The organism is Pseudoalteromonas sp. Isolate6 (assembly GCF_022398435.1).
In the GTDB taxonomy this organism is placed as follows: domain Bacteria; phylum Pseudomonadota; class Gammaproteobacteria; order Enterobacterales; family Alteromonadaceae; genus Pseudoalteromonas; species Pseudoalteromonas galatheae.
The window spans coordinates 1-24,808 of record NZ_JAKEVK010000052.1 but is presented as its reverse complement, the minus strand read 5'-3'; the positions used below and the strand labels follow the sequence as shown (position 1 = coordinate 24,808).

Here is a 24,808-nt window from a genome sequence, read left to right as displayed (position 1 = left end):
ATTTTTATATTACTAAGTTGGCGATAATCCAAAAATGGCGAAATAATAAGACGCAAGTTATAGTCAACGGCGAACTCATCATCCAGCCAAATTAAATTGTTAGTAAAAATCTGATCTCTAAGCAATGATTTCGCGTAGGTTCGTCCTGCAATAATATGCCAATCGTATGTTTTTGCTGAAAAATCAGGCGCTGAAAAGAGCAGAGCTTCCTGACTTGAAGCTTGAAGTAACGCACTATCTCGATATGACTGCCAAGTTGAATAGTTAGTAATATCGTGATCTGGCAGCTTTGCTGCAAATAAAAACTTGGCAAAAACATTGAAGATTTTCCGCCAACCGTTGCCGCAGTGCGAATTAATATGTTCGATCTCCCTATTAGCTAACGCACTGACTTTTATCAAATTATTGTAAGGTTCTATGCTTGGTGGATGCTCAATATAAAACGCAACTTTCCCCGTTGCTACACCCAAACCATGAGTTAGTATTTTTTTGCTCTGTGCTGTATTCATCACGCTTTGCTGCGATCTATTCATTTGCACGTAAGTTTAAAATAAATAAGGTGAAATTGGCATGGTAAGGGTTTGAATTAAATTTTGTTCTTACTAGGTAAAAATTTAATCTATCGCTAATCTTAGTGCTTGAACACTACGTATGACATTAAGATGGAATATGGAGAATTTATATGAAAGTACGACAGTTATTTTTCACGGTGATTTTAACGCTTGCAGTTTCGGCATGCACAGGGCTACCTGATGGCATCAAACCAGTTAAAGACTTTAGTGTTGAGCGCTATACAGGTACTTGGTATGAAATCGCGCGATTAGACCATTCATTTGAAAGGGGAATGCAGAACGTCACGGCAACTTATAGCCAAAATTCCGACGGGTCAATTAAAGTCGTAAATAAGGGATATGTAACAGAGGAAGGAGAGTGGAAAGAAGCAATTGGCAAAGCCAAGTTTGTTGCAAATGATGAAATAGCGCACTTGAAAGTGTCATTTTTTGGTCCGTTTTATGGCAGTTATGTGGTATTCGAGTTAGGTGAAGATTACCAGTATGCATTCGTTACCAGCTACAATCGTGATTACCTTTGGTTGCTTTCTAGAACACCTCAAGTATCGGACACTATAATGACTAAATTTAAAGATATGTCTGAAAAATATGGCTTTAACACTGATGAACTTATCTATATGAAGCACGAAGCCGTTCAGAACAAATAATGTAAACCCCCTTTACACTAAAATTCCCTTTATAGGTACTTCAACTTACTAACAGAAAGTAGCCTGTATGTGAGTTGAGTCCAAGTGTCTTATTCCTGTAGGAAATGGTTAATAAATCATTCAGTCAACTGTAACAGGAACACTTCACACTGTTGCACGCTTTACAAAAAATAATACTTAGGAACTGGAGTAACTCATGAAGCGTGTAGCATATTCTCTTATTGCAGCAGCAGTTGCAATGGCACTTACAGCCTGTGATGGTGATGATGGAGCACAAGGCCCAGCGGGACCTCAAGGTGAGCAGGGCACAGCAGGCCAAGATGGTGCAGACGGCACTAATGGCTCAAATGGTCAAAGTGGTACTGACGGACAGGATGGTCAAGATGGACAGGACGGTCAAAATGGACAAGATGGCCAAAATGGTCGTGATGGTAGCTACAGCGTACCTGGCCTTGTTCGCATAGCAACCGTCCCGGCTGGTGCCGAAGTTACTGGTCTATTTCTTTCCGAAGGAGGCGACTTGTTCTTCAACGTTCAGCACCCAAATGACACCAATACAGCCACAGATAAGTTCAACAGCAAGCCATTCAATACGGGTACGGTCGGTGTACTAACTGGTGTGAACTTTAATAATCTACCTGCAAATATCCCAAGCGCGCCAGTTCCTGCTTCAACCATGGAACAACAGACCGTGATTTCTGCGATTGGTCAGTATCAAATTCTAGGCCAAACAGGAGATACATTCGCGAACCTTGGTGCTAAAGGTCTAGCGGGCGGATTGGGTGTGCACTACAGTATCTCAACTGGCGAAGAGATCATTAAAAATGATAATCCTGATTTTAATGGTTATATTCCTGTGGACGCAGACACAGGTTACCTATTCACGAACTGGGAAGCGTATCCAGGTGGTGTTAGTCGTTTGAAAATGAGCAAAGCGACAACAGGGAAGTGGTCAATCGAAGAAGCTATGATGGTAGATTTCGACGGTGTTAAAGGAACAGCAGCTAACTGTTTTGGTTCAGTATCTCCTTGGGGTACACCACTAACTTCGGAAGAATGGATTGTCTGGTCTGAAGTTGATTCAACACAAGATCCCCAGTGGAATAACCCAGCGGAGACAGGCAACGACACAATGGAAGCATTAACTGCACCTGACTTCCCTAATCCTTATCGCTACGGCTATATTGCTGAGATTCAAAATCCTACGACCGAAACACCTGATGTTGTGAAACACTTCACAATTGGTCGCTATGAGCATGAGAACTCAGTCGTGATGCCAGACCGCCGTACTGTCTATTCATCACAAGATGACACAGGTGGTGTACTATTTAAATTTGTTGCAGATCAACCAGAAGACTTAAGTGCGGGTACCCTTTACGCAGCAAAGTTAACTCAGGATGCAGGCCTTACTGATCCAGCTGTAACTGGCTTTGACATTAGCTGGGTTGAGCTTGGTAATGGCAGTAATGCACAGATAGAAACTTGGATTGCTGAATATGATGGCATCAATGAGAGTGACTATGTTGAAGATCAAACAAGCTACCTGTCTGTGGCTGACGTAAAAGCATGGGCTGAAGGTGCTGCGACCTATCCTACCGTTGAAAATGGTGGTGGTAAAGTAACGGCTGGCAAGCCTATGGATAACCGAGCAATCTTCCTTGAATCTCGTCAAGCTGCGCGCCAAAAAGGGGCGACAGCTGAATGGCGTAAACTTGAAGGGATCAGCATCAACCACAACCGTGTACTTGAGGCAGTAACTGGTCAAGATGTTGTTGCCGGTGAAGTAGTAGATAAAGCCTATATGTACATTGGCATTGCAGATATTGATAAAACCATGATTGATGAAGAAGGTGATATTCAGCTTTCTGCGCGTGTTAAAGATTGTGGTGGTGTATATCGTGCCCATATAGATAACAACTATAACCTAACTCGTATTGAGCCCGTTGTAATGGGTGGTACGTACCGCTCATCATTGACTGGCGCTGAGCGTTGTGACGTCAATCAGCTTTCACAGCCTGATAACGTTATCGTTATGGAAGATGGCCGGATTATCATCGGCGAAGATGGCTTCCAAGAAAATAACACACTATGGCTTTATGACCCTAAAGCAAAATAATTAAACAAGTAGCAGCGCACCTTATAGTGCGCTGCTTTTTTTTAGCAAAATTTTGGAGTCATAAAAATGAAATACGTTAGCCTAACCCTAGTGGCGTTAACGAGCGCAGTGTTACTTGGTTGTAATGATGAACAGCCCCAAGAGCTAACCAACATCGCACTTTTGTCGGCGCAGACTGAAGCACCTTACCAACAAGGTGATGATATTCCTGCGACTGCATTTATGCAGCACAATGAAGTCTATAACCCTGAATCGGTGATCCCGCCTCAGTGTTACACCAAAACGGATGGTGTAAATAACCCTTGCTACGCTTGCCATCAATCATACGATGAAAAAAACCGACCAAACATGATGCGCGATGCCAATTTACAAGGTGCCTATGAGTTTTCCGACCTTGGATTTAAAAACCACTGGAAAAATTTGTTTAAAGATCGTTCAGAACTTATCAAAGGTATCTCAGATCAAGATATTACTAACTGGGTCAAACAAGATAATTACACTCCTTTCATCGAAAAACTGAAAAATAACCCTGACTGGAAAGGTGAGATCACCCCGCTTAACAACTTGGCATATCCTGAAAAAGCATTCGATGAGCTGGGTATAGCAAAAGACGGCAGTGGCTGGGTGGCATTCAATTATAAGCCTTTTCCTAGTACTTTCTGGCCAACTAATGGCTCTACAGGAGATGTCATGATCCGCCTTGCTGACGCCTTTAGAGAAAAAGGTGAAACGTATAATCAAGACGTCTATCTTGCTAACTTAAGTCTGGTTGAAATGGCTGTAAAGGGGCTTGACGAAATATCAACACCAGTGATTTCTGAATCGCGAGTTGGCGTAGATTTAAATGGTGATGGCAAGCTCACGCAGATCACTAGCATGCTGCGCGGTGAACGTTACCTTGGTGATGCCAATACTATCGAGCTTGCTCATCAGTTATATCCACAAGACACTGAGTTTTTACATACCGTTCGGTATATTGGGGTGGATGATAATGGTCAAGTATTTAATGCGCCAAGAATGAAAGAAGTGCGCTACATGAAGAAGCACAACTTTAAATCCAAGCAATCACTCGGGGCAGCTTACTACAGAGAAGCGAAAGAAAAGGCATTCGAAAATTACCCTCAAACGCTTTATTTGGGCGACCAAGGGATCAATAACAACTTCGGTTGGACGATTAACGGTTATATTGAAGACAAAAATGGTGCACTTCGTCCGCAACATGAACAAGAGCTTGCTTTTTGTAATGGCTGTCACAAAACCATTGGCTCAACCTATGACCAAACCTTCTCATTTGCACGTAAAGTCGAGGGAAAGCTGGGTTGGGGTTATATCAATTTAAAAGAGATGCAAGACGTACCTAACAAAGGCGAAGAGCAGGGCGAATTCCTGACCTATATGATGCGTGTTGGCGGCGGGGATGAGTTTAGGCAGAACCAAGAGATGCTGATGCGCTGGTTTAACGAAGATGGAACGGTAAACAGCAAAAAAGTGCAGTCTGTGAAAAACCTCTATGAATTGATCACACCATCAAAGCCACGCGCGCTGGCATTGAACAAGGCCTACTTGACCATTGTCAAAGAGCAGAGTTACTTGTTCGGTCGCGATGCCACCATAGTAAAGGCACGCAATGTGCTTGAACAAGTCGATGACTCTCAACAGCCTCTAGAGCCAAAGCACCGATATGTGTGGGATATGCAACTGGATTGGAATAAAACCGAGTAAGAATATTAGGAGCTCAGTGAGCTCCTACATCTGATTTTACTAAACATATCATGTAAACTAGCCTATCTCGGCAATTGCTGGTCGGATTCAGTAAGCTTTATAACTCATCTTTCCAAATGCGGTATTTCACCCAAGTTAAATATAAAATTTTGCTCTGGTTATCAATAACTTTTCCTTACCCCACAGTAACCCCCTGATTTGAGCAAGTGATAAAGCAACCCAAAACACCGCCCCTCAATCCAACCATAGCTTTGGAGATGTTCGCTCCGATATAATGGCAAATTGCTCAACCCAATCAATTAATACTTCAATCGCCATTGGTTTGGCATAAAAATACCCTTGTACATACTGGCAGCCCAAACCTGTTAGGCAATCTAGCTGCCCTTGTTGCTCTACGCCTTCAGCTATCACTTTGAGCGATAAACTTTCGGCCATCGATAAAATCGCGTTGACCAAAACGACAGCATCTTGGTTTTGATCTATATCTTGAATAAAACCTCGGTCAATCTTTAATATATTGATAGGAAAGCGTTTGAGATAGCTAAGCGAAGAGTAGCCAGTGCCAAAGTCGTCGATTGCTAAGTTGACTCCCGTTGCCCGTAGGCTTTGCAACCAAGCGGTTACAGCTTTATCGTCTTCAAGCAAGATGCTTTCTGTGATCTCAAGCGTTAGGTTCTCTGGATGAAAGCCTGACTGCTGCATGATTTGTTTAATGATAGTGGCATTAAAACCGAGTCGATATTGCTGGCTCGAGACATTTACCGTCAAGTAACAATTCATGCCAAGCGCTTTATTTAATCTGCGAATATCATTGCATGCTTTGGCGAGTAACCACTCGCCAAGAGGAGCAATAAGGCCACTTTCTTCAGCAACCGGAATAAATTCAGCGGGGGAAATATACTGGCCGAAATCAGTTGGCCAGCGCATGAGCGCCTCGACGCCATATAATTTACCCGACACCGTATCGACAATAGGTTGGTAATGTACGGTTAAACGCTGGTGTTCAAGCGCAGCCCGAAGTAGCTGCTCCAGCTCAACTCGCCGATTCACCTGCTGCTGCATTTCTTGAGCAAAGAAATGATATTGATTGCGTCCCGCTTCTTTTGCCTTATACATCGCTAAGTCAGCAAGGCGCAATAGCTCTCTTTGGTCTTTTGCGTCACTAGGTAAAATAGCGATCCCAATACTTGCCCCCGTAAATACCTCAAAGCCATTGATCACAAAAGGGCTACTTAGTGCTTTGACAATCTTATCGGCGACTTGCGCGGCATGATCCGGATGCGCAATTTGGCTCAATAATAATACAAATTCATCTCCACCAAAGCGGCTCAAGGTATCGCTTTTACGCAGCAGGCCGTTTAAACGCTTGGCTACGGAGATAAGTAAAGCATCTCCGGCTTCGTGACCCATGGTGTCGTTGACCCGCTTAAATCTATCTAAATCGATAAATAACACCGCACTTTGATGATGAGTGCGGCTCATCCGCTTAATATCTTGCTCAATGCGCTCGAGTAATAACGTTCTGTTAGGCAGCCCGGTCAACACATCGTAATAGGCTTGATATTCAATCTGCTCCTCTTGCGCTTTGCGCTCAGTCATATCAGACAATATGGCAACGTATTGCTGTACCAGTCCTTTGTCATCATGCACGACACTGATTGCTAGCCACTCTGGATATAAAGTACCGTCTTTACGCTTGTTCCAGATCTCACTCGCCCATTGTCCGTGCGAGTTGAGAGTGCTCCACATCTGCTCATAAAAATGTTTATCATGCTTGCCCGAGCTTAAAATATTGGGTCGTTGACCGAGTACTTCATGTTCTTCATAACCGGTAATTTTGGTGAAGGCTGGGTTGACCGCGGTGATTTCAAGTTTTGCGTTGGTGGTCATAATTCCTTCTTGCGTTGCATTAAATACCGCAGCCGCAGTTTTAAGCTGCGCACTTGCACTTTTTTGTGCTGTGATATCTTCTTTGATCGCAATAAAGTTTATGATTTCCCCCTGCTGATTTTTAATCGGGGAAATAGATGCGTACTCCCAATAGTAATCTCCAGACTTACGGCGGTTGTAAAACTCACCACGCCAGACTTTACCTTGTTTAATCGTTTGCCAAAGTGCTTTGTAGTCAGTGAATCCTTGCTTGGAACCTAGTACTTTCGGTGTATGTCCTTTCACATCCTCAAGTGAATACCCGGTAACTTGTTCAAACTTAGGATTAACGTATTCAATACGAGCACGAGGATCGGTGATCACAATAGAAGAGGGGCTTTGTTCAATCGCATGGCCCCATTTTCGCAGCTCTTCTTCCGCTTGTTTAAAAAGGGAGACATTGACACTTACAAACACTTGACCATTATTGTGCGTGTTAGTTTGCTTTACCTGAAGCCAAGCGCCTGATTCTGTTTGATGCAAATTAGCATCGGAGTTAAAGATTTCTCCAAACTGCTGCTGCCATTCTTCTAGTTTGCGTGGCATTTTATCACTATCAGCAATTGCAAAGTGACTACGCCAAGCACTGTTGCAGAGCAACAAATTGCCATTTCGACTAAAAAGAGCAAATCCTTCGGTTAAACGCGCAACGGCGTCTGACAAAGTTTTACTGGTGCTCAAAATTTTATTTTTGGCTACATAAAGCCGGTTAGCAAACACAACCAAGAGCAAAAATAGCGCAATGGTCAGCAGCAAGAGTAATTCACTTTGATGCTTGGTTTTTTCTATGGTTTCACTGTGGTGCTGACTATATGCCGCATAAAGCGCTGAAAAAGCTTGGTCACTAGGTAAAGATAAAAAGCGTTGTTTTGCCTTTTTTAATTCTGCACTGTTAACTAGGGCAACATTAAAATGCTGGTAGATCAACTGCTCTAAGCGACTTTCAGAGTCAATTATAAGTAAAGGCTCTGCCACAAATTCGTAAAGCTGACCCAACATTAAATTAGCAAGCATTCTATTTGCATGTGTCGCCAATTCAGGCTCGCTCTGTTCCAGCTCAATGAGTAGCTCGGGGAGATAAAGCAAACTGTTCTTAATGTTTGCTGCAGCTGTTTTAATGGATTCGACTTGCAATACTTTATCACTAAGCAGTTGACGATAAGCATCAAATTGCTGTTGAATATCCGGTGTAGTTTCTACAAATAACGCATCCCGCTCAGGTGTATTCAAAGCGTCAATTGCATGTGCTAATTGCGCTAACTCATCATATTGATTGAGCTGTGCACTAAGCATTTGTAACACAGCGGCATCCAGTTTGGCATCAATACTTTTGGCTTCAAAGAGCAGGGTAACTCGTGATTGGTGTGTTTGACTACTGAGCTCTTGTTGCGAGTAAAAGTACGCAAAAAGCGCAATTGGCGCGCACAGCAATAATGCTTGCACACCAATGAAGGCCTTATTCTTCATTCGTGATTTTCCAAATCCATTTCGTGGTGATGTCCTGCTAGGCTGCCAATAAAGGCAACTAGCTTATTGATATCAGAGTCTGAGATATTGCGGCCAAGTTGATATTTGGCCATGGTCGCAACGGCAGCTTCTAGGCTACTATGACTACCATCGTGAAAAAAATATACTTGTTTACTAGCAAGTCGCAGACTCGGCACTTTGAACACAAAGCGATCTTGCTCGTTGCCAGTAACATTAAAACGGCCGTAATCCATTTTTTGAATTGGCGTCTTTCTATCGCCAAAGTAATCACCAAAAGTGCCCATTTTGGCAAACATATTACCGCCAACATTGCGCCCTTGATGACAGCTAATACAGCCATACCGTTTAAATAGCTCATAGCCGGCAATAGCAGGCTTCGGCAGTTTTACACTATTATCTTTGAGCCATAAATCAAACGGCGCATCAACGGTGATTAACGACGATTCAAAAGTTGCTATTGCGTCTTTTATCGTGTGCTTGGTTATTCCCTGCGAGTATACTTTATCAAATTGCTCGACAAGTATTTTATCTTGATTTAACTTAGCAATGACTTCTGGCCAAGTCATATCATGCTCTTTAGGGTTTAAGATGGGTGAGTCGACCTGATCATAAAGTGATTGAGCACGGCCATCCCACGCTTGACGGATATTAAAAACTGCATTGTAAACGGTCGGAGTTTTTAGCTCACCAACTGCACCATTAACACCACTGGAAAGGGGCTTTACATCTGCGCCATGACTGGGAAGTTGATGGCATGACGCACAGCTAACCTGATTTCCTCGAGAAAGTCGCTTATCAAAAAAAAGTGTTCTGCCCAAGCTGACTTTATCGGCATCAAGTCCTATTGCAGACTCAAGTGGCAGAATTGGCTCATTTGCAACTCCCAATAATGGAAACGCAAAAAGTAATAAACTCCAAATTCGCATACACTCCGCCCAAGTTGCCATCTTGCTGTAAAAGATAGCAACATTCGGCATTGCAAATTTTGATTTAAAATAAGCTTAGCAATAGAAGTTGTGTGTTTTTACTCACTCGCCCCGCACGGCTAAACTTGTCACTTCACTCAGCCAGTTATCAATTACCTCAGGAGTTGCTAAGTGCGCTGGGCCAAATAACGTATGTTGAGTTGGCTCTATACCACAAAACCCCAATGTCCCATGTTCTAGTTGAGCCACAAGCCCAGTTGCGGCTTCTTCCAAATAAGCTTGCGGCGTGTCTGATGTGAGAATAACTCTTGCGGTTTTATGCGCTAGAAGTTTTTCAATTTCAGTTCCTGCTTCACTGTATTTAAAAGCAAAGCCTGGAAGTAATGTTCTATCTATTAGCCCTTTGAGCTTGGCTGGTAACGCCAACCACCAAATTGGGCTTACTATCACAATGTGCTGCGCCCACAGTAAGTTCTCTTGGAACTGCTTGAGGCATGGCTCTAACGGTTGGTTTGCTTCATAGCCATACATCAAATTGATTTCAAAGTGCATCTCACTAAGATCCATTCTGCGTATTTGATGTTGGGTGCTTGCAGCTTGCTCGTAGCTTGCTGTGATAGCGTGGCACAGGCTTTTGGTTTTGGGGTTACCGTTTAGTAGCAGTATTTTTTTCATCGTCGTTTCCTTATCAATGACTGAGAAACGAGTGTACTGTCTCCCCCTAACGGGAGAGTCAAGTTACTCTACCTGAGACTGGGATAGTTTTATCTGTGGACATTCATCAAGCGATGCGATGCAGTGTTCAATTCGGTGTATTTTTTGCTGAAGCTGCGCAACTTGCTCTATGCAGGATGCTTTGAGCTCAACTAAAAACGTGTTTATTTCGACCCAGTTGACTTGTCGCCCTTTAATTTCAATTACCTGCTGTAATTGCTTAATCGACACACCGAGCAATTTTGCTTCTTTTATTAATAACAACAGATCGACATCCACTTGCGAATAGACGCGGTACTTACCAACCCGCTCCGGGGTAGGTATAAGCCCTTTTTCTTCATAAAAGCGAATGGCCTTAACTGACAGCCCTGTTTGCTTTGACAGCTTGCCAATATACATTTTTGATTCTCCCTGCTAAAAGCAAAATAACGGTTTACAGCCTCCGCAAAAGTTGTAACTATCAGCGGTAAACCAGCCACACGCTAACAAAAAGTATCGCCAAGGAATAGCAGAAGATGTATCAGTTATTTTACTACCCTCGTAATGCCAGTTGGGCACCGCACCTCGTACTTGAGCACTTACAGCTAGAAAAGGAACTGCTCTTAGTCAATAGAAAGACACAACAACAAAAGTCTGCGACCTATTTAGAACTCAATCCAACAGGACGGATCCCGACATTGGTCGACGGCGAACAGGTCATCTTCGAGAGTGCGGCAATTTGTTTGCATTTATGCGAAAAGCACCCTGAGGGGCAACTTATCCCTGCGCCGAAAACCCCACAGAGAGCCACGTTTTATCAGTGGCTTTTTTATTTAACCACGACAGTTCAGCCAGAACTCATGCTGTATTTTTATCCTGAAAAATATCAGCTGTCACTAGAGAACAGTAAGACCATGTCTCAAGCCGCAGAGCAACGAGTCGGCGACATGTTTGCACTCATCGATAAGCAGTTAGCAACAAACACCTATTTAGCTGGTGAGCAGCTCACGCTCTGTGACTATTATTTGTTTATGCTAGCCCATTGGGCAAGTGGATTTAATACTGCGCCAAAAGACTATGCGCATTTGGGTCGATTTATGCGAGTCATGGCACAGCAAAAAGTGGTAAAAAGAGTGTGCGAAATTGAACAAACCGATCTAAGTTTTTATTAACATCCATTACACCAAGGAGGAAAAATGGAAACCTTAGTTAAAAATTATATCTCAGCCTACAATCATTTTGATATCCCGGGTATGCTAGCTCAGCTCACGGATGATGTCGTATTTGAGAATCTCGCCAATGGTGAAATTACGACGCGTACAACCAGTAAAATGGAGTTTGCAGAATTAGCAAATCAGTCCGCTAAGTTATTTTCCGAACGCAATCAATCTTTAACCGCCGCCACGCAAGACAATGATCTGTTTATTGTTCATGTGACATACAAAGCTAAATTAGCCCAAGACTTGGCCAATGGCATGAAAGCAGGGCAAAGCATCTCCTTACAAGGCCGCTCAGAGTTTGCATTTCGTGATGGCAAAATTTGTTTGATAAGAGATATAAGCTAACTTCTTACTCCAAACTCGGGTTATTTAACCTGAGGTTTGGATAAGGAATGGGCTAATTCATTGTTTTAAACTCACCTTAAATAACTTTCTTATCTAGCCAGAGAGTTTTAGGGATAACTAGGCGAATTTACGCACTAATAGCAGGCTATTGGAAGTGAATTCAACACAGTTAGCACTAAAACTGGCTGCTAGAAAGGCATTAATTATCCAAACTCAGGTTATTTATTTGGCAAAATCAGCGTGCTTTTCTATGCTGGTTTTGTCACTTTCATCATTAATTCATTTCGACCTAAGCACTATCTAGCGATCAGTCTAAGACGAATTGAAAAAAACGGAGAATAACAATGGGACTATTAAGTGGTCTACTCGGTAATGCAAGCGAAGTAGACAGTAACGAAGTTGATAAGTTATTAGAAGATACACTTATCACCGGAGAAGAGGTTGCACAAGCTTACAAAGTGATCCGCGACTTATTTATTTTTACTAACAAGCGTTTAATTTTAATCGACAAGCAAGGCATGACGGGCAGCAAAGTAGAAATGCTCAGCATTCCGTATAGCAAAATAACAAAATACAGCAAAGAATCTGCGGGTCACTTCGACCTAGACGCGGAATTAAAAATCTGGATTGGCTCAGATCCAACGCCAATTAGTAAAGAATTTAAAGCGGGCGACAATATCAACCAAGTGTATAAGATCATTTCACAGTATTGTTTATAGCCGCGCTTGCTGTAAAAAGGCACATGCGTATTGTGCCTTTCTTTTCGGCGAGAAAATTAAGTTGGTTTTCGCTCAGTACGCAAGCAAAAAACCGCAGAAAAGAGTAAGGAAACAAACACTTGATTCCAAAAGTTAGAGACAAAGGGATCAGCAACAAACTGAGATGCAATATGCCAAATACTCAGGTTTAGCAGAAAACCAAGTACCAACCCATAGCCTTTGTATTGTGCGAGCAATTGCCCCAGTTCTTGCCTAAAACGCTGATATTGAGCTAATTGGCTCATTTTATACTCCAGTTATTGATTCGCAACCGTAAGCTCTACCACTTCTTTCTTGGCCGATATTCGATTTATCAATAGTACATCGTGTCGGTGAGATAATCGACACTGGTAGGCACTTCGCCGAGGATAGTAAACGACGTTTTGTCAGTCATGAATAAAGTGGCCCCGTGCTTCACTAACATCCACGCCCGAGGTGACAATAAAGCACTTTAAAATCAGTATATTAAATTTAAAAATGTAAGTTTTAGAGCTGCTAATCAACGTCTATTTCTCACATCAACGGAAGCTTTGTCTGCCTCCATAACTGCATTCGTTTTGGTAAAATACTGTCAAAGTGAACAAGTCTTACCGACTGCTTGCTTTTTATCCAGCTTCATACCAAAATAAATGTAACCAAAATTAGTTACTTATCGATATGTAACCAAACCAAGTTACTTACATGACATCACTACTTCAAGGTGCGGTGATCACAGCAGACATCGTCGGCTCACAATCACTGTCACTACTACAACTTACAACACTGCAAAGTGAATTAAAGGACTACTTAGCTGATATAGCAGCTGCAGAGCAGGGCTATTATAGCTTTTACCGCGGCGATGGCTTTCAGCTTGTGTTGCAAGACGCGACGAAACTATTCAATGTGGCGTTACGGCTACGGTTGTTTTTAATTAGCCGACATAGCGATGCCAGACTCAGCCTCGCAGTCGGTGAAGTCAATATCACCGCCGCAGATTTATCAACCGCAACGGGTACTGCGCTGGTACTAGCGGGCCGAGGGTTGGACACAATAGGACAAGCAAGACTCAGATATAACAATGACAGCAATGCCCACTTTACACTAAACCTAGCATTTGTGGATTTGTTACTTTCGAACTTAACCCATAAACAAGCAGAGGCCGCTTTTATTCATATTTCACACCCTAAGTTGAGCCATGCCGATATTGCAAAACAACTCAACACCAGTCGGGTGAATGTGACTAAGTTACTCAATAGCGCACACTATGCTTTACTAGATCAATTTTTAGCAATTGCACGCTCACACCAATAGTCGAATGCTCAACGCTTAAATATCACGAGGTGGACTTAATGAACGAATGGCAAGTATTGTTATTGTGGTTAGTAATAGGCCACACACTCACTGACTTTTACCTCCAACCTATGAGCTGGGTACATGATAGAAATACCCGTCACTATAAGTCCATCAAATTGTTGTGGCATAGTATCGCGCATAGCGGGGCTGCACTTGCAATCATCCTACTTTGGCAGTCTACTTTGTTTTGGGGAGCACAATGGAATGCGCTGCTCTTTGCGCTAGCGGTAGGTATTAGTCACTACTGTATCGACTTAGCTAAATCCTATTCTAGCAAGGGAGCTATTCCTTTTGTGATAGACCAATGTGCACATATTGCCATATTAGTGGTCGTCACTTGGCTAATTGCAGAGCCTGAGATTGCACTCAGTGTCTTTGCCAAGCCTTTTGCCAATGTCCAGCTGCTAATATTGGTTGTGGGCTATTTAATGGTATTGCATCCCGCATCGATATTCACCAGCATGCTGCTTGAGCGATGGCAACTCAATAATTCAGCTCTTGATAGCCTGCCGCAAGCAGGAAGCTTAATTGGTCAGCTTGAACGTGTATTACTGCTGAGCTGCGTGTTACTGGATAGCTGGGCTGCTATCGGTTTTATTCTCGCCGCTAAATCGGTGTTTCGCTTTGGCGATCTAACCCAAAGCCAAGACAGAAAGCTCACCGAATACGTGATGTTGGGCACGCTTGTCAGTGTGTTGCTTGCCCTTGTGGTCGGCGCCTTCATCAAACCATTTATGCCCATTCAATTGTAATTTAATCCATTCAGTGTCTTGACATTTACTCTAGTGCCTGCAAAATAAACGTAGGCGCTAATTGTTTGCCTCTATTCGTTTTATTTCCTCTTTAGGAGTTGCCATCACAATGAATAACTAAGCCCTTTGTAACTGACGAACTTATTATTAATTTCCAGTGCAAAGCTTATGGTTATCGTTGAGGCTTCTCAGACTAATCTATAGACTCTCATTTTCTATTTTACTGTTTACAGCTTTTACGAGTCTTTGTGCCTTTTGCACTGCTGCAACTAGGAGCAGTAATTATGCCTTGGATACAGTTAAAACAAGCAAGCTTTATCCTTGCAAATGGTCAATGTTTATTTTGCGATGTCGACTTAACAATAGAGCGACAATTTATTGCGATAACAGGCCCTAATGGGGCGGGCAAATCACACTTACTCAAAGCCCTATCCGGTGAACAGCCTCTAACCTCGGGCGAGCGCCAAAGTCATGGGAAATGCTTTTATCTCCCACAAGATGCAACTAACCGCTTTGCTACCGTTTCTGAACTACTAGGGCTTAAAGAGAAGCTAGCAGCACTGCATCGGGCCCATCAGGGGTTAGCCTCTGGGTACGATTTTGAATTAATCTCAGATGATTGGCAGTTAGAATCAACTTGGCAAGCAACACTTGCGCCGCTAGAACTCACTTTGGAAACCCCCTTTACACTGCTAAGTCCCGGGGCAAAAATGCGAGCCTATATCGAAGTATTACAATCTCAGCCTGCAATCCTATTACTGGATGAGCCGAGCAATCACATGGACAGCAACAATAAGCACTGGCTAGCCGAGCAGCTAAAGCACCACAAACATGGTGTGGTTGCCGTCACACACGATCCTATTTTATTAGATGCAGCCGACCATATACTGCACATAAAACAGGGGGAGCTAACTCATCACTCACATGGATTTGACGCCTTTAGAGAGACACTACTTCAAACTCAAGCTCGACAAAAACAGCAACATTTAGCAAATCGCGCGGCACAAAAAACACTTAAACAAGCCATGATTGCAGCGGATCTGCAACATCAACGGCAAGCCAATAAAGGGAAAGCACAAGTACGCGCTGGTAGCCAAAGTAAACTGATTGCTGACTTTAAGTCTGACAGAGGAAGTAAACGTCATGCCGGACAAACCCATAAAATTCAAAAAGCTCAAGATAATATTAAGAAAAATACAGTGTACTATCGAGAAGACAAACAGCAGTTTCATTTTAATTCAGCTTTTCGAGCAAAAGAAAAGCTCCGCTTATGTGAAGCCGAACTGTGCTTTGGACCGGAAAATACACTGAACCTTTTTGCGGATACAACACAAAAGCTCAGAGTAATTGGAGAAAATGGCATCGGTAAATCGACCTTGCTTAAAACCCTTGCGGGTAAGCTAGAGTTAAAGCGCGGAGAAATTCAGCGCCCAGCAACATGTATTTACTTAGATCAGCACTGTGCTTGGCTTGAGCAGGGCCCTTGCGTTTTAGATATTGCCAAGCGCTTACTTGATACACCACATCATAATATCATCACCAGCTTTGCAAGCGTCGGCCTAAAACTCAACCAGATTTCAGGGCCTATCTCGAGCCTCAGTGGTGGCGAGAGAATGAAATCGGCCATCGTGCTGGCAGTGCAACTGCAAGGCTTTTTACTGCTTGACGAGCCGGATAATCACCTCGACCTTGAAGCACAAGAAGAGCTTGCGGCCATGCTTAATCAGCTTCCTTGTGGATTTATGCTGGTCTCTCATAATGAGTACTTTTGCGGTCAGCTCAGTAAACTTGAAGCGATAAGGTTAACAACATCATGAAAAATTTACCAAATACTTCTTAGGCTAAGATAAAAAAGTAAAGTATTTCAGGTAATTAAATTCTGGTTTGGGATTTGCATTTCTAGTTCTATGCAACATTCTGTCACTGGAGATAATGTGGACTGTAAGGGTATTCAATCTGAGTTTCACGAATGTAATCGTTTAGAGGTTGCTAGAAAAAAGTGGGGCCGTGGTTTTTGCTATTTAGATGCGAGCAACAACCCCATTCGCTCTAAGGTGATCAAAAAGCGAATAAAACAGTTGGTGATCCCACCGATGTGGAAGCAGGTTCAAATCAGCGCCTGTGCTTTTGATAAAGTGCAAGCCGTTGGTTTCGATAGTAAAGGTAAAAAGCAATATATCTATCATCCAAGCTATCAACTCACCCAACAACAAGCTAAATTTACCCGCATGGCCCAATTTGCAAAACAGCTACCACAAGCAAGAACGCGCTGTATAGAGCAGCTAAAACATGATAATTGGCACCAAGAAAAAGTTGCCGCACTGGCTGTTATGGTGCTTGATTCCACGGGGATCCGTATTGGTAACCAACATTACTATCAACACAATGATACTTGTGGTCTAACCACGTTAAGGCGCAAGCACCTGAAACATAACGAAGTAGGGATAACTTTTGAGTTTCAGGGAAAACACGGTAAACAAAGAAAAGTTGACGTATTCGACGAACAACTTTGTCAGTTTATTAGTGAATCCGCTGTACAAACTGGCTATGGGTTATTTCGATATCATTGCCAAGGGCGATGGCACGATTTAACCAGCGATGACGTCAACACGCAGATCCACACGCTACACGGCCCACAATTTACCAGTAAGGATTACCGCACTTGGGTAGCTTCTCGGTTAGCGGTACAGTTCGCATTTGACGTTGCAATAGAGGTTGAAGGTAGTAAAAGAAAGCGTTTTGATACCCATCTAATCAAACGGGTAGCAAAGGCACTTGGCAACACACCCAAAGTCTGTCGAGACTACTATATCCACCCCAAGCTCCTGAACTATTTATGTGAACTCAGCCAAAATCAAATGGTTCCTGATTTTAGTAACGACTTTTGGCAGTTAGATGGATCGCTCAGTGATTGTGAAGCTTTCATCGTGAAGGTTTTAACAGAAGAAAAGGGGGAGGAAGGAACGCCTCCCCCTTTGGGCACTTAGTGGCGTCTCTGTTATGACCACTAAATTAAATAAGCTGAGACGCCTGCACGTCTCAAACCACATGGGGACCGTTAGTTAAAGCGGTAATACCTCGAGGGTAGTGACATAGCTGCCGGCACGTTTTGTGGCGGGTACTTGTGCTTTGTCGTCTTCATATTCCACTTCAAACCAATACATGCCTGGCTCAGATAACGTTAGCGTCACTTCACCTTTGGCATTCGTTGTATATTTGCTTGGTTGACTGTTGTCACGGTACTTTTCATCCTGACGTACTACTATCACTTCTGCACCCTTGGCAGGTTCACCATCCATCGTATACTGCAAGGTAATTGGTTCACCGGTGTACAAATCATTAGGGTGAGTAACCGGGTTTAGCTCTAGCCCTTTGCCGGTTGGCTTAAGCGCAGTGTTATTTGGTGCGCCCAAAGTTACAAATACTTCTAATCGTCTTGCAACGTCGGTCACACTTAAATCTTTTGCCGTTTTTGGCACTTCTTTGTTAAAGGCTTCTACTGAGCCAACTTTGCCGCGTCCTGGCCAGTAATGCTTTTCACCATTTTCATCAGTCCAGCGCGCCACCAGCGAGCGAGTTTGATTAAACACTTTGTAAGTGCCTTGCTGATTGAGCTCAATGTCAAACACACTGCGGTACTTAAGTTTTGCGGCATTCTTAAGCTCAACCTTGCTACCAGAAGGAGACAGTGCAGATAGACGCTCTAGTGGATAAGCATAATGATCTGGGTTAAAGATCCCATTGGCGATGGCAGCATCAAACGTGACCCATTCGCTGTCACCAGACACCACGGTGGTACTTGGCTTTATCCATACTCGGTGTGCTTCACTTAACGGGCTATATGCAGCTAAGGCAACTAAGACACCAGATACTAACGTTGAGATTTTCACGATTAAGGCTCCATTGTTAAAATTGTTGTAGCGAGTTCAGATTTACCTTCTGCAATCACAGTGACAGGTGCAGTGATAGGTAAGGTCACTGGCAGTTTCAATACTTCACGACCTCCAAGCTCACGAGTAGCCTCTACAAACAGCGTGTATTCACCCGCAGATAAAGCTTTAAACTCATCGCGCCAAAGGGTTAAATCAATCTTTGCTGTACCTGGACGCCTTGTCGCACCAGTCACGCCATCTACAGGCATGGATAGGCTACGGCCGCTTCTACGCCACCAAAGGCGTAAGTCTTTTAGCCACTTTTCACCTTCTTTATCCGCCATATTAACGTCATACCAAACGGCAATATCGGCAACTCGCTGTTGTTTGCTGTCCGCCAACCATACTGCGACATAAGGTGGGTGATATTCCGCAACGTTTAAACGCGGGATTGTGATTTCAACTTCATCAGCTTTAGCGTGCGCAGGTACCATCAGCACTAAAACAGGTAATACAAAGCCTGCTGCGACGAGCGGCCAAGTCGACTTTCTTCCTCGAGAATGCTTGTATAAAAGCCATAAGCCTGTGAGTGAAAACACTACACAAGCTACTGAAAACACATCAATAAACATACGCCATGCAAATCCTGTATTACGTCCTTTGTGAAGATCGTTAAGGTATGATACCCAACCACGATCCGTGATCTCTTGATAAAACTCACCGCTATCAAGGGCAATGCTAAACCAGCCATCGCCACCAGCTCTTGGCAGCGCAACATACAATTCGTACTCGCTCCACTGCACTTGCTGTAGTGCAGGTAACGCCGCACCTGTGTGTGACTGATACCAAGATTGAAAGCTGCGAGGCAGCGCTGTCTGCTCTGCTGCCGCGTTAAGCTGGGTCAACAGAGCACTTGGCAGCACCGCTTCTTTAGCATATGTGGTAGGTGCAGCTTCTATCTGGCTTGCGTGATTTAAGGTGATCCCAGTCACGGCAAATAGCAGCATTCCCACCAAACACACGGCAGAGCTCATCCAATGCCAAGTGCGCCAATCAAACAGCTTTTTAAGTCGCCGATTCGACGACTTAGCCGCTGAGCGAGCTCGTGTCATTAAAAGCTCCACGCCAATGAAGCCCAATAGCGACGACCATCTTCAAAGTAGCCGTATTCTGCTTCAGTAATTTCTTCATCGAAGAGGTTGTAAATCCCAAATCCAAGCTTAATTGCTTCGTTCAGCTGATAATTTGCACCTACATCAGTTAGGTTATACGAAGGTGCGACTAAGCTACTTTGCGAAGGCCCTGTTACAGGCTGGCTTTCTTCACCACGATAATGGAAGCGTAACCACGTGTTTAGCTCATCCGAATACTGATAATTAAGCGACGTTTGGAACAAATGTTTAGGTAACTGGTTTAATGGGCTACCTGCATATACTCCGGTTTTTTGCTCCGAATCTGTGTAGGTATAGTTTGCGCTAAGCTTTAGTTTTTCAGTCAATTGACCCGAAAAGCTAATTTCACCCCCTTGGGTTACGGCTTCATCAACGTTGACATAGGTTGTCGGTAACGAACCAAACTCGTTAGGGCCGTCCGTACATTGAGTTAGTGGACACGAAACCCGTGAAATTTTATCGTCAAACTCGTTATAGAATACCGTTGCTGAGGTGCTGATCCCTTTAGCAAGCTCAATGTATACGCCTACCTCGTAATTAATTGAGGTTTCAGGGCTTAAGTCTGGATTCCCATAAATATTACCACCACGGCTCACTTGGCCCCACGCCGCCGTACTTTGACGCAAGTTAGGCGCTCTAAAGCCGGTTGAGATCCCACCTTTAACCGTCACCGCATCTGATGCAGTATAAACACCGTATAAGCGCGGGCTAACATGGCCGCCAAAGTTACCGTCTTTGTCGTAGCGTAGGCCCATAGTCAGGGCAAATGGCTCAACGATGCGCCACTCATCCTCAGCAAATACCGACCACTGATCGTTGTCGACTTGCTGCAAATCACTAATGCGGTTACTGGTTTTGTCGGTCAAATCTTCATTAAGATAAGCAACACCGATTGAGCTAGTATGAGACTCACCAAGCGGTAACGTCCAAAGAGACTGGAAATCTACGTTTTTGACCGTCATCTCACGGGATTTATTGTCAAACTCTTCATGTTTTAAGTAACTACGAGAGCTACCAAATGACCAGTAACCGTTATGCGTCAAAGAGATTGACTCACTATCGTATTCGGTTGTAGTGGACTCAGGACAACCACGGCGGCCACACGGCTCACCTGGCGCAAGCGTTGCCACCGTTTTACCTAGCGTGGCATCAAGCGTTTGTGAAGCAATACCATAATCCAATAACCATTCGTGTTCATCTGATGGCGTATAGGCCAGTTTTACCTTCAGCGTATCTGCATCGCGACCTCTAAAGCCAGACACAATTTCGTCTTCGTCTCTGTGCGTAGTTTGGCCGTAAATTTGTACCCCTAAGGTATCTTTGATTAGCGAGCCTGCAGCAAAGAAATTTGCCTGATAAATATCACCTGAGCGACTGTTTTCTTGGCTGGTGGCGTCAACTCTGACTTCTCCATGCCACTGGTCAGGCGTTTTTTTAGTGATAATGTTAATTACGCCGCCAATTGCATCAGAGCCATACAGCGAAGACATAGGCCCGCGCACAACTTCGATACGTTCGATGGCAGCAACAGGAGGCGTCCATGCACCTTCAACACCAGGGCCGTCACTATTTGGCCGAGTCTCACGCGAACTTTGTCTTTGCCCGTCGACTAAAATAAGCGTGTACTGACTGCCCATGCCGCGAAGGCTAATATCTTCCCTGTCTCCGCCTCCAGTTACTACAACTCCGGGAACATCTGTCATGGCATCGGTCAGGTCTCGATAAAAGCGCTGCTGCAGCTCTGCTTGATTGATAACGCTAACTGACGCCGGCGCATTTTTTAGCAGTTGCTCAAATCCAGAAGCGGATACGACGATCACTTCCACCTCTTCTTTTATTTCTGATTTTGCATCACTTTGTGCAAGTGAAGAAAAAGGCAGGGCAGCTGCAACAGCTAAAGAGAGTGGCGCCAAACTACGACAGGCCATCAACATCGAGAAACCTCCATGATAGAATACAAGATAAATAACAATTATTTTCATTTGTAATGGTATGATGATTGCGTATTTTGGAGCAATGCGGTTTTTCTTAAAGGTATTTTAAGCAGGTCTTAACAATGAATCAGAAATTGACTCGCGGACTTAAAGTGTTCGCAAAAACGGTAGAAGCTGGCAGTATGAGTAAAGCCGCTGACTTATTGCATATGACCACCTCGGCCGTCAGCCAGCAGATCAGCAAATTAGAGCAAGACATAGGCCTAAGTTTATTTAATCGAAATACTCGTAACCTCACGCTCACCGAAGCGGGCTCTATCTACTACAAATCCGCGATACAAATACTGCAAACTGCGAAGCAAGCGGAGCATGAACTTGAGTTATTGCAGCATACGCCATCTGGCATATTGAAGATCTCTGCCCCCATCGGGTTTGGAGGAGGGCTACTCAGTAAGCCACTGCGCTATTTGAGTGAGCAGTTTCCACAAATAAAAGTTGATTTGATCCTCACCGACGAACCCATCGACATCATCACCGAAGGCGTCGACTTAGCTATCTGTATAGGCCCTTTACAGGACTCAAACCTTATTGCCCGCCACCTTGCTGACTGGCAACTTATCCCCTGTGTCAGTTGCCATCACCCACTGGCACAACTCAATATATCGCACCCAGAAAGCTTAGCGCCTCATGCCTTAATTGGTCATTCTAGTAGCAAACAAAATCCCTATCATTTGAGCAATCAACAAACTCATCAGCAAGTGGCGCTGCCAACAGCACGTTTTATGGTGAATAATATGCAAGCTTGCATTCAGCTCACGCTTGATGGTATCGGCTATGGGGTATTACCTGAACCAGAAATTAGGCACCACCTTTCATCAGGTAGACTAAAAAGGTTATGTGCTGAGTGGTCATTAAGAGAATACAGCGTATATGCCGTGACGCCACATCGCGATACCGTTGCGGCAAAAACAACCGCAGCCATTGAAAGCCTAAAAGAGTGGTTTACCCAAGTTTCCAACGATAACCAAGTGTTTGTTGGAGACTTTAGTTTTATCTAAGCTTCGTTCAGTTAAACTTTGGTAGTTAACCTGAGCTGCGGATAATTAATGCCTTTCTAGCAGCTAGTTTTAGCGCTAACTGCGTTGAATTCACTTCCAATAGCCAGCTATTGGTGCGTAAATTCGCCTTGCCTACAGGATGTAGGTACCTCAGCGAGAGCAGGACGCGGAAGCGGTGTTTTCCCTAAAACTCTCTGGCTAGACAAGGAAAAAGCTAAGTTGTGCTTTAGCAACAATGAGTTGGAACATTCCTTATCCAAACCTCAGGTTAGTTAATAAAAAATGGCGAGCCATATAGTTGGCTCAGAAGTGTCTGTATAACTTACTTTATGCTTTTGGTATGCGGGAATATTAAGGCTATCTCCCGCCTTTAAAGTGACTATTTTACCGTCATCAAAAGTCAACTCGCCACAGCCCTGCAACACCAGCACCCACTCGTTTTCATCTTGGTCATAATATCCTGAGCTTGGCGAGGAATGCCCGTTTGATACAATTCGTTCAATACGAATATTTGGATGAGACAGTACCGTTTCGAAAATTTCTTCGGGTAAATCAGCTGGAATGTCTTTTAGAAAGTTCATAGGCTTGAAATTAGCAATTAATCGACGATAGAGAAATAATTTGCCGCAACAAGCACATCCATTTATCTAGTAGCGGCAAATTGGGAGAATGGTACAACTTGATCAATAGAAACGTTCAATACATCGTTCTCAATAAGTCAAAACAACCCATCAGGTGATTAGTGAAAAACCCCCTAACTTTAGCGACTCCACTCGGACTTCGTGCCCCGTTGTACAGTCGCCATTAAAGTTACACAATTTAACAATATTTGTAAAACGAAATTTAACATTAAATAAACAAGAGTGAACTTACTAAAGCCCTTTAAGCTCTATACGCCAAGGAGGATCCAGTCGATTTTCACCGGCCCAGTAGAGTTTTATCTTGTTCCCTGCGGGGTCAAACAGTATGGCTTCTCGCCATAGATAGGCTGCGCTGTCGGCAGTTGCTCAAATATGATCCCTCGGGCCTCTAGCTCAGAAACCCACTCATCTAACTGTTCATGCTCGAAGTAAATAACCGCACCATTGTTGATAGGAGGCGTTTCTAACGACAAAGAGAAGGTGGCATTACCTTCAGGGCATTCAAATCGAGCATAGTGCGGTGTATCAACAATTTGCGTGAAACCTAGCTTTCTATAGAACAAACAGGCTGCATCTATATCATCAACGGGGAGAGTAACTTGGTTAAGATTCATAATCATCAACCTTATAATACTGAACCATCGTGCCTTGTCGGCAAAAAAATACCAGCCTAGCTTAGGCTGGTATTACAATCATCACATCTTAATGCGAGTTACAAATCAAATGTTCTCGACACAGAAAGTACGATACGTTCATCAGCCGTATCCCAATCTAAGCTCGTATTTTCAGCAGCCACTTCAATATCAAACCCTTTAAATGCGGTTTGATATGCAAGACGGTAATGATTGTAAGATTTATCATTACCATCCCAAGCAAATTTATCACCATCCAAAGAGTTAGATACATCAAAGCTTGCTCTCAAAGCATGGTCTTCAGCAATTTCAAAGGTATGAGCTACCATCGCAATGGTATGACCCGCTCCCGAACCAAAATAGTCCCAGCTGTACCAAAAATTAAATTCAGTTTGGCCAAATTCACTAGCGTAACCAAACTTGGTATACACCTCGGGGTAGTTCCCATCACTTGAGCCGCTATCGCCGTGATAAGAGTAATAAGCAATACCGTAGTCTAGGCTCCAACTTTGGTTTAGCTCTACATATCGGCCAACATAGAAGTCCCACTCTATATCGGTGCCGTCACCAAAGTCTACATTTGAGGCCCAGCTACCTACATAAACGCCATTAGCAAAAGCCTTATCAATACTGCCTTGAAGTGCAGGGTCATTTTGCGTTTGACTCACACCGTTAAAGGTATAGTCGGACGCGCCTGTGAGTGTTGCAGACCAATCTGCAGCCGCATAGTTAGATGCAAGTACAAGTGGGAGTGCACAAAGTGTTTTCTTTAAAGTTGTCATCTGGTTGTATCCCTAGTTTACTGATTCAATTTTTCTAAAGTCGATAAGGTTGTCTTTTGGCGAGCTATCAATCTTACTCACGGTTTTGTATTTGCTATAAGCAATGTAACCAAAACATGAGAAGAACAAGCCTATGACTAACGCACCAACCCATTGGATCTGTAAAAAGTTTAGTTTAAATAACAGCGTAAGCAGTGATAACGCCACGATATTAAAT

Annotated in this window: 22 protein-coding genes and 2 pseudogenes; 11 read left to right on the top strand and 13 right to left on the bottom strand. The window is 43.6% G+C overall.

The window, feature by feature from the left end; genetic code table 11:
• The coding region (locus tag L1D50_RS09855; protein ID WP_239965977.1) for a hypothetical protein at positions 1-509 on the bottom strand (509 nt) is incomplete at its 3' end.
• Between the two features lie 173 nt (positions 510-682).
• Here L1D50_RS09855 and L1D50_RS09850 point away from each other — a divergent pair.
• From L1D50_RS09850 to L1D50_RS09840, 3 genes are all read left to right on the top strand, one after another.
• Entirely contained in the window at positions 683-1,219 is a 537-nt protein-coding gene (locus tag L1D50_RS09850) for a lipocalin family protein (RefSeq protein WP_138521290.1), read from the top strand.
• A gap of 196 nt (positions 1,220-1,415) precedes the next feature.
• The gene (locus L1D50_RS09845; protein ID WP_138521292.1) at positions 1,416-3,335 is read left to right on the top strand and encodes an alkaline phosphatase PhoX; all 1,920 of its coding nucleotides are present in this window, start codon (positions 1,416-1,418) and stop codon (positions 3,333-3,335) included.
• A gap of 66 nt (positions 3,336-3,401) precedes the next feature.
• Positions 3,402-5,057, top strand: coding sequence for a hypothetical protein (locus L1D50_RS09840; RefSeq protein ID WP_239965976.1), 1,656 nt, complete (start codon positions 3,402-3,404; stop codon positions 5,055-5,057).
• 234 nt (positions 5,058-5,291) lie between these two features.
• On the opposite strand, the gene L1D50_RS09835 is transcribed toward L1D50_RS09840, so the two are convergent.
• The 4 genes from L1D50_RS09835 to L1D50_RS09820 all read right to left on the bottom strand — a co-directional run bounded on the left by L1D50_RS09835 (position 5,292) and on the right by L1D50_RS09820 (position 10,513).
• On the bottom strand, positions 5,292-8,453 hold the full coding sequence (locus L1D50_RS09835; RefSeq protein ID WP_239965975.1) for an EAL domain-containing protein: 3,162 nt from the start codon (positions 8,451-8,453) through the stop codon (positions 5,292-5,294).
• Positions 8,450-9,400: a cytochrome c peroxidase gene (locus L1D50_RS09830; RefSeq protein ID WP_138521302.1), complete on the bottom strand. Its 951-nt coding sequence runs from the start codon at positions 9,398-9,400 to the stop codon at positions 8,450-8,452. The genes L1D50_RS09835 and L1D50_RS09830 overlap by 4 nt, the downstream gene beginning before the upstream one ends.
• Before the next feature lie 102 nt (positions 9,401-9,502).
• Entirely contained in the window at positions 9,503-10,075 is a 573-nt protein-coding gene (locus L1D50_RS09825; RefSeq protein ID WP_239965974.1) for an NAD(P)H-dependent oxidoreductase, read from the bottom strand.
• Between the two features lie 63 nt (positions 10,076-10,138).
• Positions 10,139-10,513, bottom strand: coding sequence for a MerR family transcriptional regulator (locus tag L1D50_RS09820; RefSeq protein WP_138521306.1), 375 nt, complete (start codon positions 10,511-10,513; stop codon positions 10,139-10,141).
• 116 nt (positions 10,514-10,629) lie between these two features.
• Here L1D50_RS09820 and L1D50_RS09815 point away from each other — a divergent pair, with 116 nt between their 5' ends.
• From L1D50_RS09815 to L1D50_RS09805, 3 genes are all read left to right on the top strand, one after another.
• A complete protein-coding gene (locus L1D50_RS09815) occupies positions 10,630-11,265 on the top strand; it encodes a glutathione S-transferase family protein (protein ID WP_138521308.1) in 636 nt (211 codons plus the stop codon).
• A 24-nt stretch (positions 11,266-11,289) separates the two neighbouring features.
• On the top strand, positions 11,290-11,658 hold the full coding sequence (locus L1D50_RS09810; RefSeq protein WP_010605566.1) for a nuclear transport factor 2 family protein: 369 nt from the start codon (positions 11,290-11,292) through the stop codon (positions 11,656-11,658).
• Between the two features lie 344 nt (positions 11,659-12,002).
• Complete coding sequence (locus L1D50_RS09805) at positions 12,003-12,377, top strand: PH domain-containing protein (protein WP_125251249.1); 375 nt, start codon at positions 12,003-12,005, stop codon at positions 12,375-12,377.
• Between the two features lie 56 nt (positions 12,378-12,433).
• On the opposite strand, the gene L1D50_RS09800 is transcribed toward L1D50_RS09805, so the two are convergent.
• Entirely contained in the window at positions 12,434-12,661 is a 228-nt protein-coding gene (locus L1D50_RS09800; protein ID WP_138521310.1) for a hypothetical protein, read from the bottom strand.
• A gap of 436 nt (positions 12,662-13,097) precedes the next feature.
• Here L1D50_RS09800 and L1D50_RS09795 point away from each other — a divergent pair, with 436 nt between their 5' ends.
• The 4 genes from L1D50_RS09795 (at position 13,098) to L1D50_RS09780 (ending at position 17,487) form a co-directional block, all read left to right on the top strand.
• Positions 13,098-13,706 (top strand): hypothetical protein, encoded by a 609-nt coding sequence (locus tag L1D50_RS09795; RefSeq protein ID WP_138521312.1) that lies wholly within the window; start codon positions 13,098-13,100, stop codon positions 13,704-13,706.
• Between the two features lie 38 nt (positions 13,707-13,744).
• Positions 13,745-14,500 (top strand): DUF3307 domain-containing protein, encoded by a 756-nt coding sequence (locus L1D50_RS09790; RefSeq protein WP_138521314.1) that lies wholly within the window; start codon positions 13,745-13,747, stop codon positions 14,498-14,500.
• A 284-nt stretch (positions 14,501-14,784) separates the two neighbouring features.
• Positions 14,785-16,317, top strand: a complete 1,533-nt coding sequence (locus tag L1D50_RS09785; protein WP_239965973.1) for an ATP-binding cassette domain-containing protein — start codon at positions 14,785-14,787, stop codon at positions 16,315-16,317.
• A 90-nt stretch (positions 16,318-16,407) separates the two neighbouring features.
• Positions 16,408-17,487 carry a DNA topoisomerase IB gene (locus L1D50_RS09780; RefSeq protein WP_239965972.1) on the top strand — a complete coding sequence of 360 codons (1,080 nt, stop codon included), beginning with the start codon at positions 16,408-16,410 and terminating at the stop codon, positions 17,485-17,487.
• Between the two features lie 75 nt (positions 17,488-17,562).
• Here the strand turns inward: L1D50_RS09780 and L1D50_RS09775 are convergent, their stop codons facing one another.
• The 3 genes from L1D50_RS09775 to L1D50_RS09765 are packed head-to-tail and all read right to left on the bottom strand — an operon-like array spanning position 17,563 to position 21,478.
• Complete coding sequence (locus L1D50_RS09775) at positions 17,563-18,390, bottom strand: DUF4198 domain-containing protein (RefSeq protein ID WP_239965971.1); 828 nt, start codon at positions 18,388-18,390, stop codon at positions 17,563-17,565.
• Between the two features lie 2 nt (positions 18,391-18,392).
• Positions 18,393-19,484, bottom strand: coding sequence for a PepSY-associated TM helix domain-containing protein (locus L1D50_RS09770; RefSeq protein WP_239965970.1), 1,092 nt, complete (start codon positions 19,482-19,484; stop codon positions 18,393-18,395).
• The gene (locus L1D50_RS09765; protein ID WP_239965969.1) at positions 19,484-21,478 is read right to left on the bottom strand and encodes a ligand-gated channel protein; all 1,995 of its coding nucleotides are present in this window, start codon (positions 21,476-21,478) and stop codon (positions 19,484-19,486) included. The genes L1D50_RS09770 and L1D50_RS09765 overlap by 1 nt, the downstream gene beginning before the upstream one ends.
• Before the next feature lie 122 nt (positions 21,479-21,600).
• Here L1D50_RS09765 and L1D50_RS09760 point away from each other — a divergent pair, with 122 nt between their 5' ends.
• Entirely contained in the window at positions 21,601-22,536 is a 936-nt protein-coding gene (locus L1D50_RS09760) for a LysR family transcriptional regulator (RefSeq protein ID WP_138521328.1), read from the top strand.
• A 272-nt stretch (positions 22,537-22,808) separates the two neighbouring features.
• Here L1D50_RS09760 and L1D50_RS09755 read toward each other — a convergent pair whose 3' ends face one another.
• From L1D50_RS09755 to L1D50_RS09740, 4 genes and pseudogenes are all read right to left on the bottom strand, one after another.
• The gene (locus L1D50_RS09755) at positions 22,809-23,117 is read right to left on the bottom strand and encodes a cupin domain-containing protein (protein ID WP_239965968.1); all 309 of its coding nucleotides are present in this window, start codon (positions 23,115-23,117) and stop codon (positions 22,809-22,811) included.
• 291 nt (positions 23,118-23,408) lie between these two features.
• Positions 23,409-23,791, bottom strand: a pseudogene (locus L1D50_RS09750) (VOC family protein).
• A 98-nt stretch (positions 23,792-23,889) separates the two neighbouring features.
• Complete coding sequence (locus L1D50_RS09745; protein ID WP_138521332.1) at positions 23,890-24,591, bottom strand: TorF family putative porin; 702 nt, start codon at positions 24,589-24,591, stop codon at positions 23,890-23,892.
• Positions 24,592-24,603: 12 nt separating this feature from the next.
• Positions 24,604-24,808 (bottom strand): annotated as a pseudogene (locus L1D50_RS09740) (BCCT family transporter); the annotation flags it as partial.